This is a genomic window from Streptomyces sp. TRD_SC_5 (genome assembly GCF_056836825.1).
Window position 1 is genome coordinate 2594699 of the sequence record NZ_JBWZZS010000001.1, and the last position, 13692, is coordinate 2608390.

The window sequence follows — 13692 nt, forward strand, 5'->3', positions numbered from 1 at the left end:
GCATACCTTGCGTGGAGTCGGGTAGCCGCGCGCCCATGGCTCCACCACCAGGGAACGACTCAGACAGCGCAACAAGACACTCCTCGATACGCCGGCGCTCGCTTCTGCTCGGCACGGCCGCGCTGGGCGCCGCGGGGGCACTCGGCGCGGCCGGCTGCAGCAAGGTGCCGTCCGGCGACACGCTCGCCCGGCTGAAGTCCCAGGGCACGGTCAGGCTGGGGATCGCCGGCGAGGCGCCGTACGGATACATCGACGAGCAGGGCGAATTCACCGGCGAGGCGGTGGAGCTGGCGAAGGTGATCTTCAAGCGGCTCGGCGTGCCCAGCGTCCAGCCCTCCCCCACCGACTTCTCCTCTCTCATACCGGGCCTTCAGTCGCAGCAGTTCGACGTGGTCTCCGCCGGGATGTACATCAACAAGGAGCGCTGCGCCCAGGTCCTCTTCGCCGATCCCGAGTACCAGATGCTCGACGCGTTCATCGTGCGCAAGGGCAACCCGAAGAAGCTTCATTCGTACCAGGACGTCGTCGAGGCCAAGGCGAAGTTCTCCACCGGCTCCGGGTACGCGCAGATCGACTACGCGGTCGGCGCCGGAGTCCCGCGCAAGGAAATAGCCATCTACCAGGACCCCGTGGCGGGCCTGAACGCCGTGGAGTCCGGCCGGGTCGACGTCTTCGCGGGTACGGCGCTGACCGGCCGCGGCGTCGTGAAGAAGAGCACCAAGGCCGAGACCACCAAGCCCTTCGCGCCGCTCGTCGACGGCGAGAAGAAGGTGGACGGCGGCGGCTTCGCCTTCCGGCTCGGTGACGCCGAGCTGCGCGACGCCTTCAACGTGGAGATCCACAAGATGAAGAAGAGCGGCGAACTCTTCCGGATCCTCCAGCCGTTCGGCTTCACCAAGGCGGAGATGACCACGATGACCGCAGAGGAGCTGTGCAAATGACAGCCGGACTGTGGACTCAGTGGATACTCCCCGGCATCTGGATCACCATCCAGCTCACCGTGTACAGCGCCGTCCTGGCCACGGTCGTGGCCTTCGGCATCGGCATCGCCCGCACCCACCACTCCCGTGTCGTCCGTTTCCTCGCGGGCTTCTACACCGAGATCTTCCGCGGCACGTCCGCGCTGGTGCTGATGTTCTGGCTGTTCTTCGTGATGCCGGGACTCTTCGGCTGGGCGCTCGTCCCGATGTGGGCGGCCGTCCTGGCGCTGGGACTCTCGTACGGGGCGTACGGCGCCGAGGTCGTGCGCGGCGCGCTGAACTCGGTGACCGCGGCGCAGCGCGAGGCGGGCGTCGCGCTCAGCTTCACCCCCTGGCAGCGGATGCGGCTGATCATGCTGCCGCAGGCGGTACCCGAGATGATCCCGCCCTTCAACAACCTGCTGATCGAGCTGCTCAAGGGCACGGCGCTGGTGTCGCTGCTCGGTGTGGCCGACACGTCCTTCTCCGCCTATCTGGTACGCCTGGCGACTCAGGAAAGCGTCGAGATCTATTCGGTGACCCTGGTGATCTACTTCGTGATCGCCTTCGTCCTCACCCGCGGCATGCGGGTGCTTGAGCGCAAGACCAAGGCCGGTATCGGGATCACCGCCGCAGCCGGAGGGACGCGATGAACAACTGGGACTGGTCCGCGGTTTCGGACTTCATGCCGGCGTTCTGGGACGGGCTGCTCGTCACCCTCCAGGTGCTGGTGCTCGGCTCGCTGCTCTCGTTCACGCTCGGCCTGGTCTGGGCGATCGGATACCGGGGGCCGCGCTGGGTGCGCTGGCCGGTGAACATCGTCACCGAGTTCATCCGCAACACTCCGCTGCTGGTGCAGCTGTTCTTCTTCTTCTTCGTACTGCCGGAGTCGGGCGTCCAGTTCTCGGCGCTGACCACCGGCACGCTCGCGATCGGGCTGCACTACTCGACGTACACCGCGCAGGTCTACCGCGCCGGCATCGACGCCGTTCCGGTCGGCCAGTGGGAGGCGGCCACGGCGCTCAGCCTGCCGGTCTCCCGCACCTGGTTCGCGGTGATCCTGCCGCAGGCGATCCGCCGGATCGTGCCCGCGCTGGGCAACTACGTGATCTCGATGCTGAAGGACACTCCGCTGCTCATGGCCATCGGCGTACTGGAGATGCTCCAGCAGGCCAGGCTGGCGAGCGCGGAGACCTTCCAGTACGCCGAGCCGCTGACCGTCGTCGGCGTCGCCTTCATCCTCATCGCCTACCCGGCTTCTCTTCTCATGCGAGCCCTGGAGCGTCGTCTTGTCCGCTGACTCGACCCCCAACGACCCCAACGAACTGATCCGTTTCGACAACGTCACCAAGCGGTTCGGCGACAACACCGTCCTGGACAATCTGTGCTTCTCCGTTCAGAGCGGAAAGCACGTGACCCTGATCGGGCCGTCCGGATCGGGCAAGACGACCATCCTGAGGCTGCTCATGACACTGGTGAAGCCCGACGAGGGCGTGATCAGAGTGAACGGCGGCCAGCTCTTCCCCGCGGGCGAGAAGGAAGTCCGCGAAGTACGCAAGAACATCGGCATGGTGTTCCAGCAGTTCAACCTCTTCCCCAACATGAACGTCCTGCGCAATGTCACCGAGGCGCCGGTGCGGGTCCTGGGCATGTCGAAGGACGAGGCCGCCGAGCGCGCGAAGGGGCTGCTGGATCTGGTCGGGCTCGCCGACAAGCAGGACGCGAAGCCCACCCAGCTCTCCGGCGGACAGCAGCAGCGGGTCGCCATCGCGCGGGCGCTGGCGATGCGTCCGCAGGTGCTGCTCCTGGACGAGGTGACGTCGGCGCTGGACCCGGAGCTGGTGGCGGGCGTTCTCGACGTACTGCGTGACATCGCCCGTACGACGGACATCACCATGCTCTGCGTCACGCACGAGATGAACTTCGCGCGGGACATCTCGGACGACGTGTTGATGTTCGACGCGGGGCGGGTCATCGAGTCCGGGTCCCCGGAGAAGATCTTCAGCGATCCGGAGCACGAACGCACTCGCGAGTTCCTCGGCGCGGTGCTCTGACCTCCGGTTCAGCGCGAAATCCTGCCTCTGGCACATGCCAGAGCGGCGCGCCCCGGCCGACGCGGCGGGGGCGCGCCACATTGTCGTCAACACCAGCCCCGCAAAGGGTTCTTGGCGGCTATCGTGGAACAGATGCAAACGGTCACAACCTGGTAGGGGGAAACCGTGGCGCTGAAGCCGGAGCCGACCGTGCCGTTCCACTCGGTGCAGTACGCCCTGCGTGTGCTGGAGACGGTCTCCAGGCACGGCAGCGGTGTGACCGACGTACAGATCGCCCGCGACACCGGACTCCCGACCGCGCACCTGACCTCCCTGCTGCTGATGCTGCGCCGCGAGGGGTACGTCGAGCAGGTGACGGACGGCGCGTACGTCGTCGGTGACTCGCTCGTCCTGCTCGGGTCGGGTTCCACCCGCCGCGAGGCGCTCCAGGCCAAGCTGCAGCAGACCCTGGACCAGCTGCGTGACACGGTGGGCGCGGCGATCTATATCAGCCGTTACATCGACGGCGAGATCAAGGTCACGCAGATCGCCGAGGGGCCCGGTACGCCCAAGGTCAACGAGTGGGTGGACTTCAGGTCGGCGGCCCACGCGAGCGCGATCGGCAAGTGCCTGCTGACCCAGCTCGACCAGAACGGGCGCCGCGACCACCTCTCCCGCCACAAGACCGCCCGGCTCACGTCGAAGACGATCACCAACGAGCGGGTCCTCTTCTCGACGCTGGACAGCCAGCCGCCCACGGTGCCGGTCCTCGACCTCCAGGAGTACGCGGTGGGCACGGTCTGCGCGGCCGTCCCGCTCACGGCCGGCTCCTCGGTGGGCTGCCTCGCGCTGTCCCTGCCGCTGGAGCACGCGCACCGCCTGCGCTCGGCGGCGGACACGCTGAACCGGCGGGCGGCGCCGGTGGTGCTGTCGCTGGCACTGTGACGGCGGCCACCCGGCCGCGGTCCGGGGCACCCTTGCGGACCAGGTACTATTTACGAGTCAAGCGCCGCTAGCTCAGTTGGTTAGAGCAGCTGACTCTTAATCAGCGGGTCCGGGGTTCGAGTCCCTGGCGGCGCACAGACGAAAGACCCTCGCAGAAGCGGGGGTCTTTTTCGTGCCGTCCCGGTCAGCCCAGCAGTGCGTCCCGGCCGTGCCGCGCGTACTCGGCGATCAGCACCGCCGTGTCCGCGCCCGTCAGCCGGCGGTACGGACCGGGGCCGGCCGGCGGTGACCACCACACCGGGTCCCCGCAGCAAAAGCCCTCGCGGCGCAGCGCCACCCGGTGCACCTTGTTCGTCGCCGTCGTCGGCATCCTCGGGACCACCCGGACGAACCGCGGTGCCATCTTCGTGCCCAGGTCCGGCTGCGCCGACAGGAAGTGATCGAAGGCGGACGGGGAGAAGGCCGCCCCCTCGCGCAGTGCCACCGCCGCCATCACCTGGTCGCCCGCCACCGGATCCGGTACCGCGTACACCGCCACGGCTGCCGCGTCCGCCCATCGGGCCAGGATGTTCTCGATCATCGCGGCGGCCAGGTTCTCGCTGTCGACCCGCAGCCGGTCGTCCGTGCGGCCCGCGAAGTGCAGGAAGCCGTCCGTGTCGCGGAAGAAGAGATCGCCGGTCCAGTACCAGCCGCCCCGCCGGCGCTCCGACTCGGCCGCCTCGTTTCGCCAGTAGCCCTCGAAGGGGTTCGGACCGCGGTTCACCAGCTCGCCTATCGCCTCCGAACCGTTCAGGAGGCGGCCCGCCGCGTCCAGCACGCCGGGCGGGCGCTCCTCCCCCGTCGCCGGGTCGACCACCGCCAGGTCGTCCCCCGGCGCCGCCCGGCCGATCGCGCCGGGCGGGGTGTCCGGGGTCCGCTGGATCGCGGCGCCGCCCTCCGAGGAGCCGTAGCCCTCCACCAGCCGCACCCCGAACCGCGCCTCGAAGCGGGCCGCGTCGACCGCGCCCGCCTCCGTGCCGAAGCCGAGCCGCAGTCCGTGGTCGCGGTCGTCGGGGCGCTCGGGAGTGGCCAGGAGGTACTGGACCGCCCGGCCCACATAGGTGAAGTACGTCGCGCCGTACGCCCGTATGTCGTCCAGGAACCGGGACGCCGAGAAGCGCCGCCGCAGCGCGATGCCCGCCCCGCCCGTGAGAGCCGGCGCCCAGTTGGCGATCACGGCGTTGCCGTGGAACAGCGGCATGCAGATGTAGTGGACGTCGGCGGGGCGGACGGCGAAGTGCGTGGCGAGGGACGCGCCCGCCGCCGCGAGGCGTCCCTGGGTGCAGATCGCCGCCTTGGGCGCGCCGGTCGAGCCGGATGTGAAGTAGAGGAGAAGGCGGGTGTCCGGGCCGACGCCACGGCCGGGGACGGTCGCAGCTCCGGGCTTCTCGCCGGCGTACCCGCGCAGGCGTTGCCCGTACGCGTCGGTGTCGGTCACCAGGATCCGTACGCCCGGCAGGTCCAGCCCGTCGAGCAGCGGCAGGTGCGCCCGCTCGGTGACCAGGACGCGGCAGTCGGTGTGCAGGATGTCGCGGGCCAGCTCGGCGCCGCGCCGGGTCGGGTTGATGCCCGCGACGGCGGCCCCCGCGAGGGCCGCCGCGCTGAGCCACAGCGGGAATTCCGGCGAGTTGTCGAGCAGCACGGCGATGTGCGGCTCGGCTCCCCGTGGCAGCAGGTCCACGAGGAGCGCGGCCCGCGCGGCGGCGCCCGCGGCGACCTGGTGATGGCTGAGGGTGAGGTCCTCGGATCTCAGTCCCGGCCGGTGGTCGCCCCATTGGCGTTGTACGAGCTCCGCGACGGTGCCTGCGCTCCCCATGGCGCCGGAGGTTAGCTGACTTGGCGTCAGAACTGAACGTCGGAACAGGCGTAGAAGGCGTTCGTCGTGTCCGCGACGTTCCAGACCGCCAGGATGATGTGCCGCCCGTTCTTCTGGGTCGGGACCGTGCCCTGGTGGGTCAGGGTGGACGGCGGCTGCTTACCGCCGTACGGGACCGTCATGAACGGCTGCGATTCCAGGGCCGCGCGGGTGAGCGGCCTGCTGGAGTCCCAGCCGTTCTTGGTGATGTAGTACCTGTAGTCGCTGGTCGCGTGCCGGGCGGTGAACTGCCAGCGGAAGCCGTAGCCCTGACCGGCGGTGAGCCTGGTGGCGGGCCAGGCACCTCCGCGGGGGTCGTCGAGCTGGGCGAACTGGCCGTTGCCGCCGGAGCAGATCTTGCCGTCGGCCGGACCGGAGGTGGGGAATCCCTTCGGCCCTTCGACGCTCTGCGGTTCCCATTGGATGTTGCCGCAGCCGGTCACCGTGCCGTTGGCACAGAGCTTCTGACGGCTGATCGGGGCGTCGGTGTAGCCGTGACTGCTCGCGCTGCCGGTGGCGAGGAACGACACACCGGCTATCGCGAGGCCGACCACGGCCGCACCTGTCTTTATTCGCATGCTGGCTCCTGGAACGTGGGGGAAGTTCTGTGAGCTGTGCCGCGCGCGTGTTGTGCGGTCTAGACCAAGTCCCAATGTATTAACGGTAAATGAACATGTCCAGACCAATCGCGCGCGCGTTCACGAACCCTCCCCACGCCCCGTGTAGAACGCCACCGTCAGGTCCTTCACGAGCGCCTTGCGCTCGTAGTCGTCCAGCTCGACGAGCCCGCGCGAGGTCAGCCGCGTCACCGTGTCGTCCACCGCGTCGACCACCGACGTCAGCACGCTGTCCCGGTGCTGCGCGTCGAGCGCCGCCACCCGCCTGCGCCGCATCGCCGCCGCGACCTCGGGGGCGTACTCGATCCGCGTCGGCTGCGCCGAGAAGACGTCGATGCCCACCGGCGCCGTCTCCGCCGCCAGCATCCGGGTCAGCGCCCCGCCGACCGCCTCCGCGTCGCGAAGCGTCGGCGCGGTGTCGTGGAAGGCGTCGGCCGGCAGCTGCGACAGCACTCGCGCCATCGCCGCCTCCACCTGTTCGCGCAGGTACTGAACGTGGTCCTCGACGGCGAGCACCGCCCGCGCCGTGTCCCTGATCCGCCACACCACGAGCACCACGACCCGCAGCGCGACCCCGTGCGCGTCCACGGCCTCCATCGGCTCGCTGCGCCAGTGCCGCAGCCGTACGTCGACCCGGCGGCGCAGCAGCAGCGGGCTCACCCACACCAGGCCTCTGCGCCGCACGGTCCCCCGGTAGTCGCCGAAGAGCGAGAGGACCCACGCGTATCCGACCCGCCCCCGGGCCAGACCGCCGAAGGCGAACAGGACGAGCGTCACCAGCACGGCCAGCACCGCCCACGTCCCGAGCGCGATGCCGTCGTACGGACGAAGGGGCAGCCCGAGGAGTACGGCGGCGGGCGGGGGCACCGCCCCGGTCCACCACACCAGCGCCGCGCCCACCGCGAGCGCCCCCACCCCCACTGCCACCCCGCACCAGCCGGGCAGCGCGGGGCCGGGCCGCTCCGCGAGCCCCGGGTCGGCGGGCGCGGCGGGCCGGACGACGGTCCGCACCCGCGCGGGCGCCGGTCCGGACGCTGTCGGGGACGGCCGCGGGGCCGCGCCACGGCCGTCGACGCGCGGCTGCTCGCCGGTGCCCTTTCTGCGGCTGATCACCGAGGCGCCCGGCGGCAGCGTCAGCGCGGCCGGTCCGGCGCCGTCGCGGCCGGCATCGTGGCGGCCGGCGTCGTCGCGGAAGAGGAGATGCACCGGAATCTCGACGGTGGACTCGTTCCTGATGACCGGGGCCCTCGGCGCGGCCTCGGCGCCCGGCCGCCCGGAAGCGGCCGGTGCGGCGGAGCCTTCCGGCTCCGAGGTCTCTGAAGTCGTGGTGCTCATCGTTCCTCCGTCATGCCGTCATGCGAAGAGCCGCCGCCAGGTCTGCGGCCCGGGGTAGCCGTCGGCCTCCTTGCCGCGCCAGCCCTGCGCGCGCTGGAACGCCTCGACGTTGCGCCGGTCCGCCTCGGTCCAGCGCGGTCCCGGCCCGGACGTGTAGTGCTTGCCGTAACCCTTCTTCACCAGTTGTCTGCCGAGCTTGTCCACGTACTTGTTCGACTGGCCGGGCCGGAAGTACTGCCGGCCGGGGAACGCCGCGTCGCCGGCCGTGGCGCCCGTACCGCTGCCGCTGCCCTCGGCCGGGATGTCGTTGCCCTTGTTGTGGATCAGCAGCCGCCAGGTGTGCGGCCCCGGCAGCCCGTCGGCCTCCGCGTCGCGCCAGCCCTGGGCCCGCTGGAACGCCTCGGTGGCGCGCCGGTCGGCCTCGCCCCAGCCCGGCCCGGGGCCCTGGCTGTAGAACCGCTTGCCGCCTCGGGCGACGAGCAGCTTGCCGAGCTGGGTGACGTACCTGTTGTTCGCGCCCGGCCCGAAGAACTTCGCGCCGGGATAGGCCGTTGTGGTGGCACCGCCGCCGCCGGTGCCGCCGCTGATCCCGTTGTAGCGGTACCCGACATAGCGCGAGGAGTTGTTCCAGTAGGCGTACGGGGTGGCCAGCTTGCGGGTGTGCGGACGGGTCTGCTCGTACGCGATGTAGTGGGTGAGCGTGGAGTCGGTCCAGCCGCCGAAGATCGTGACGTGCGAGCCCTTGTTCGGGTCGGCCGGATTGTGGAAGAGGAGGATGTCGCCGGGCTCCAGCTGCTCCTTGGCCGTGGGCGTGGCGTACTGGGCGAGGCTCCCCGTCCACTCGTTCCCGTCGAGGTTCCAGGCCATCGAGACGTAGCCCGAGCAGTCCTGCCGGTACCCGTCGCTCCAGTACTTCTCCATGCTGTACGGGACCTTGGCATCCACCCAGCGCTTGGCGCGGTTGATGATCTCGGCCCTGGTGGTGATCCGCAGGGCGGGGCGGGTGGCCGTCGGGGTCGCCTGCGCGGTCTGCCCCGGCCGGATGCCGTACAACGGGGTGGGCCGGCCCTGCGGGGTGTCCGGGTCGTGGTCGGCTCCCGGCCGCGCGGGCGCGTGCTCGGGGGCGACGGCGCTCGCCGCGGCGCCCGCGCCGCAGCCGAGGACCACGCCCGCGGCGGTGGCGAGCACCAGCGCGCGGCGGGCTCCGTGGGCGGCCGGGTGGCCGCCGGCGGCGACCGTCAGGCCGAGGGCGGCGGCCCGGCGTTGCTGGGCGCAGCCGGGGCAGCCGCAGTCGGCCGCGGGCTCGTACTCGTCGAAAACCGGCATCGTCATGCGGTTCCCCTCCCGTGGGTCTTTTTCTGGCGCATCTGCACGGGTGACAGTGTTTCAACTGTCTGGACATAACGCATGTTGACGGTCCAAATGATAACCAAACGGACAGCGCGCGGCGTGGCCGGTCCGGAGCACCCGCGAGGGTCGGGTAAAGTTCTCGGAGTCAGACAGGCGCCGCTAGCTCAGTTGGTTAGAGCAGCTGACTCTTAATCAGCGGGTCCGGGGTTCGAGTCCCTGGCGGCGCACACGACGTCGAAGCCCCCTCACCCAGCGTGAGGGGGCTTCGGTGATTTCCGGACACCTCACGCATGCCGAATCCGTGTCGCAGGCGGCCCCCAAAGCCCGCGTATGACCGGTAAACACCTTGTTTCACCCTTGCGATCAAGACGGGGGTCGTAGACCCTATCCTGGAGCCAGTGGCTCCAATGGGGCGGGCGGTTCCGGCAAGTTGGGGGCGAGGCCGGCGGCCCGGGGGCTGACGGCGCACAGGGGGCGGGGGCCCCGTTCGTGAACAAATCCCGGGGCGGGCATCATGCAACCGGAAGGTTGTCGTCCCATGTCTGAAGGGATGACAGCAGGCCACTTGTGCGCCCGGGATGGTCGAGGGGGACCGGCTCCGGGCGAAGAGACCGACGAACACACGCAGCCAGCATGCGTGCGGGGGGATGACCAATGACGTCGACGCCGACCGGCGCCCGGCACAACAACGACCCTTCCCGGACGGCGCAGCTCCGGGTACCCCCGCAGCTGCGGACCGGTGGGTCGCGCATACGGGCGAAGAAGCCGCTGCCGAGATACGACTACGAGCACTACAGCCGGCTCGCCGGGCCGCTGACCCAGCCCGACCCGGCCAAGCCGTACACCGTGCAGTACCGCTCGCTGCTCTCGCAGGAGCCGCACCGTATCCGCGCCGCCCTGCTGCTGTGCGCCGCGCCACTGCTTTCGCTCGGCCTGTTCGTCTGGCTGATGCAGCCCGCGCACTGGACCGAGCGCGACCCGAACCTCAAGAACGACACGCTGCTGATCCTCGACATCGTCATGCTGGTCTCGATCGGACTGATCGAGCTCTTCCGCACGATGAACGTCCTGTCGAACGCGCACGCGACCCTGGTCGCCCGCGACCCCGTACCCGTCGTGCCCGAGACCGGCACCAAGGTCGCCTTCCTCACCTCCTTCGTGCCCGGCAAGGAGCCGCTGGAGATGGTGACGAAGACGCTGGAGGCCGCGGTCAAGATCCGCCACCGCGGGCTGATGCACGTATGGCTGCTCGACGAGGGCAACGACCCGGCGGTCAGGGAGGTCTGCGAGCGCCTCGGCGTGCACCACTTCTCCCGCAAGGGTGTCGCCAAGTGGAACCAGGCCAAGGGCCCGCACCGCGCCAAGACCAAGCACGGCAACTACAACGCCTGGCTCGACGCGCACGGCGACGACTACGACATCTTCGCCTCCGTCGACACCGACCACGTGCCGCTGCCCAACTACCTGGAGCGGATGCTCGGCTACTTCCGCGACCCGAACATCGGCTTCGTCATCGGGCCGCAGGTCTACGGCAACTACGACACCTTCGTCACCAAGGCCGCCGAGTCGCAGCAGTTCCTGTTCCACGCCCTGATCCAGCGCGCGGGCAACCGCTACGGGGCGCCGATGTTCGTCGGCACGTCCAACGCCGTACGCATCAGCGCGCTCAAGCAGATCGGCGGCCTGTACGACTCGATCACCGAGGACATGGCGACGGGCTTCGAGATCCACCGCGCCACGAACCCGGCCACCGGCAAGAAGTGGCGGTCCGTATACACCCCGGACGTGCTGGCCGTCGGCGAGGGCCCGACCGCCTGGACCGACTTCTTCACGCAGCAGCTGCGCTGGTCACGCGGTACGTACGAGACGATCCTCAAGCAGTACTGGAGGGGCTACGGCTCGCTGCCCGCGGGCAAGCTCTTCAACTACACGATGATGATCATCTTCTACCCGATGTCCGCCATGAACTGGATACTCGCGGCCCTCAGCTGCGCCCTGTTCCTTGGCATGGGCGCCTCGGGTGTGCAGATCGACCCGGCGATCTGGATGATGCTGTACGGCAACGCCTCCGCGCTCCAGATCGGCCTCTACATCTGGAACCGCCGCCACAACGTCTCACCGCACGAGCCCGAGGGCTCCGGCGGCCTGGCCGGCATGGTGATGTCGGCGCTCTCGGCGCCGATCTACGCGCGCTCGCTGATGGACGCCGTACTGCGCCGCAAGTCCAGCTTCGTGGTGACGCCCAAGGGCGACTCCTCCAGCCCCGACACGCTCTTCGGCACCTTCCGTATCCACCTGTTCTTCGTCCTCGTCTTCGGTGGGTCCCTCGGCTCCTCCTTCTTCTTCGGCCACAACCACCCCGCGATGATCACCTGGGCCACGCTGGCCCTGCTGATCACAGCGGCGCCGATCTTCGCCTGGCGCTGGTCCATGCGCGAGGAGAAGAAGAAAAAGAAGGCGCGGGGCAGGCACGGGGCGCCGCCGCCGGGCCGGCCCGAGCCGCCGGCCGGTCCCCCGCCGGAGGCCCACGCACCACAGCCGAAGCCCACCTGGGCCGCCAACGACCAGACCATGCAGATCGCCCTTGGGGGACGTAAGAAATGAACTACCGTCCGAGCCGCCGCACCCGCCGCCTGGCGATAACGGGTGTGGTGGTGCTCGCTCTGGCGGGGATGAACGGGCCCGCGCTCTACCGCTTCGGCTCGGAGCAGTACCACGACTACAAGATCAACCGGCCCGAGTACAAGGCGGAGAACGGCCACTGGGACTTCCTGGACGTCCCCTCCGAGTTCCGGATCAACACGATCCACGCCGCGCTGCTGCACACCGGCAAGGTGCTGCTCATCGCGGGCTCGGGCAACAACCAGAAGAACTTCGACGCCAAGAAGTTCGAGTCGGTGCTGTGGGACCCGAAGACGAACAAGTACAAGATGATCCCGACGCCCAAGGACATGTTCTGCGCCGGGCACACCCAGCTGCCCGACGGGAAGCTGCTGGTGGCGGGCGGCACCAAGCGGTACGAGAAGCTCGAGGGTGACGTCACCAAGGCCGGCGGCCTGATGATCGTCCACAACGAGGACCCGGACGCCCCCAAGACGCTGCCGGCGGGCACGATCTTCACCGGCAAGAAGAACGGCAAGACGTACGTCTCCAAGGACCCGGTCCTGGTGGAGAAGGCGAAGAAGATCTTCGACAAGCAGACCGGCCGCTTCCTGCGCACCGAGGCGGGGCTCGGCCGGATCTACGTCGAGGCCAGGGCGTCCGGCAAGAAGTACGAGTCCGGCACCGAGGACAACTACCGGGTCCACGGCCTCACCGGCACCGACGCCAAGAACGTGTACGGCATCGCGCAGAAGCTCGCCCTGGACAAGAAGGACTTCCAGGGCATCAAGGAGGCCTACGAGTTCGATCCGGTGGCGGAGAAGTACATCACCGTCGACCCGATGAACGAGGCCCGCTGGTACCCGACGCTCACCACGCTGGGGGACGGCAAGGTCCTGTCGCTGTCCGGCCTGGACGAGATCGGCCAGATCGTCCCCGGCAAGGACGAGATCTACGACCCCGTCACGAAGAAGTGGGAGTACACCGGGGTCATCAGGAAGTTCCCGACGTACCCCGCGATCTTCCTGATGAACAACGGCAAGCTCTTCTACTCCGGCTCCAACGCCGGGTACGGGCCCGCCGACGAGGGCCGCGAGCCGGGCATCTGGGATCTGAAGACCAACAAGTTCAAGAAGATCCCCGGCCTCAGCGACCCGGACCGGATGGAGACCTCCGCGACCGTGCGGCTGCCTCCGGCCCAGGACGAGAAGTACATGGTCATCGGCGGCGGCGGCGTCGGCGAGTCCGAGAAGTCCAGCGAGAAGTCACGCCTGGTCGATCTCAAGGAGGCGAACCCGCGCTTCAAGGACGGCGACTCGCTCGACGAGGGCACCCGCTACCCGAGCGCGTCCCTGATGCCCGACGACTCCGTCCTGATCACCGGCGGCTCCAACGACTACCGGGGGCGCGGCGGCTCGGACATCCTCCAGGCGCGGCTGTACGACGCCAAGACCGGCAAGTACCGCCGGGTGGCAGACCCGGCCGTGGGCCGCAACTACCACTCGGGCTCGCTGCTGCTGCCCGACGGGCGCGTCATGATCTTCGGTTCCGACTCGCTGTACTCCGACAAGGCCAACACCCGGCCCGGCGTCTTCGAGCAGCGCATCGAGATCTACACGCCGCCGTACCTCTTCAGGGACGCTCGGCCGAAGCTCACCGGCGGCCCGAAGACCATCAAGCGGGGCGGTACGGCGACCTTCAAGTCGGCGCACGCCACGTCCATCAAGGACGCGAAGCTGATGCGGCCCAGCGCCGTCACGCACGTCACCGACGTCGACCAGCGCACGGTCGCGCTGGAGATGAAGAAGACGAAGGGCGGTATCTCGGTCACCGTGCCGAAGAACCGGGCGCTGGTCCCGTCCGGCTACTACATGCTGTTCGTGACGGACGACCAGGGCACACCGTCCGAGGGAGTCTGGATCGAGGTCCCGTAAGCCCGCGGGAACGGAAAGGGAGGG

At 69.3% G+C, this 13692-nt stretch carries 11 protein-coding genes and 2 tRNA genes; 9 read left to right on the forward strand and 4 right to left on the reverse strand.

What is annotated here, in order from left to right; translation table 11 throughout:
* The first annotated feature begins 35 nt into the window (after window positions 1–35).
* From ehuB to AC1P0E_RS11915, 6 genes are all read left to right on the forward strand, one after another.
* A complete protein-coding gene (ehuB, locus tag AC1P0E_RS11890; RefSeq protein ID WP_482742147.1) occupies window positions 36–941 on the forward strand; it encodes an ectoine/hydroxyectoine ABC transporter substrate-binding protein EhuB in 906 nt (301 codons plus the stop codon).
* The gene (gene ehuC, locus AC1P0E_RS11895; protein WP_482742148.1) at window positions 938–1612 is read left to right on the forward strand and encodes an ectoine/hydroxyectoine ABC transporter permease subunit EhuC; all 675 of its coding nucleotides are present in this window, start codon (window positions 938–940) and stop codon (window positions 1610–1612) included. The genes ehuB and ehuC overlap by 4 nt, the downstream gene beginning before the upstream one ends.
* A complete protein-coding gene (gene ehuD / locus AC1P0E_RS11900) occupies window positions 1609–2259 on the forward strand; it encodes an ectoine/hydroxyectoine ABC transporter permease subunit EhuD (protein ID WP_482742149.1) in 651 nt (216 codons plus the stop codon). The genes ehuC and ehuD overlap by 4 nt, the downstream gene beginning before the upstream one ends.
* Window positions 2249–3013, forward strand: a complete 765-nt coding sequence (gene ehuA / locus AC1P0E_RS11905) for an ectoine/hydroxyectoine ABC transporter ATP-binding protein EhuA (RefSeq protein WP_482742150.1) — start codon at window positions 2249–2251, stop codon at window positions 3011–3013. The genes ehuD and ehuA overlap by 11 nt, the downstream gene beginning before the upstream one ends.
* A 165-nt stretch (window positions 3014–3178) precedes the next feature.
* A complete protein-coding gene (locus tag AC1P0E_RS11910; protein ID WP_482742151.1) occupies window positions 3179–3937 on the forward strand; it encodes an IclR family transcriptional regulator in 759 nt (252 codons plus the stop codon).
* Window positions 3938–3998: 61 nt separating this feature from the next.
* Window positions 3999–4072: transfer RNA gene (locus AC1P0E_RS11915), tRNA-Lys, on the forward strand.
* 49 nt (window positions 4073–4121) lie between these two features.
* Here the strand turns inward: AC1P0E_RS11915 and AC1P0E_RS11920 are convergent.
* The 4 genes from AC1P0E_RS11920 to AC1P0E_RS11935 form a co-directional block, all read right to left on the reverse strand.
* Window positions 4122–5792 carry an AMP-binding protein gene (locus AC1P0E_RS11920; RefSeq protein WP_482742152.1) on the reverse strand — a complete coding sequence of 557 codons (1671 nt, stop codon included), beginning with the start codon at window positions 5790–5792 and terminating at the stop codon, window positions 4122–4124.
* A 26-nt stretch (window positions 5793–5818) separates the two neighbouring features.
* Window positions 5819–6409 (reverse strand): lytic polysaccharide monooxygenase auxiliary activity family 9 protein, encoded by a 591-nt coding sequence (locus tag AC1P0E_RS11925; RefSeq protein WP_482742153.1) that lies wholly within the window; start codon window positions 6407–6409, stop codon window positions 5819–5821.
* Window positions 6410–6529: 120 nt separating this feature from the next.
* On the reverse strand, window positions 6530–7783 hold the full coding sequence (locus tag AC1P0E_RS11930) for an SPFH domain-containing protein (RefSeq protein WP_482742154.1): 1254 nt from the start codon (window positions 7781–7783) through the stop codon (window positions 6530–6532).
* An 18-nt stretch (window positions 7784–7801) separates the two neighbouring features.
* Window positions 7802–9115 carry a peptidoglycan-binding protein gene (locus AC1P0E_RS11935; RefSeq protein WP_482742155.1) on the reverse strand — a complete coding sequence of 438 codons (1314 nt, stop codon included), beginning with the start codon at window positions 9113–9115 and terminating at the stop codon, window positions 7802–7804.
* A gap of 171 nt (window positions 9116–9286) precedes the next feature.
* Between AC1P0E_RS11935 and AC1P0E_RS11940 the strand changes: the two genes are divergently transcribed.
* The 3 genes from AC1P0E_RS11940 to glxA all read left to right on the forward strand — a co-directional run bounded on the left by AC1P0E_RS11940 (window position 9287) and on the right by glxA (window position 13668).
* Window positions 9287–9360, forward strand: a tRNA-Lys gene (locus tag AC1P0E_RS11940).
* Window positions 9361–9787: 427 nt separating this feature from the next.
* On the forward strand, window positions 9788–11737 hold the full coding sequence (locus AC1P0E_RS11945; protein WP_482742156.1) for a glycosyltransferase family 2 protein: 1950 nt from the start codon (window positions 9788–9790) through the stop codon (window positions 11735–11737).
* Window positions 11734–13668 (forward strand): radical copper oxidase GlxA, encoded by a 1935-nt coding sequence (glxA, locus tag AC1P0E_RS11950; protein WP_482742157.1) that lies wholly within the window; start codon window positions 11734–11736, stop codon window positions 13666–13668. The genes AC1P0E_RS11945 and glxA overlap by 4 nt, the downstream gene beginning before the upstream one ends.
* Window positions 13669–13692: the final 24 nt, after the last annotated feature.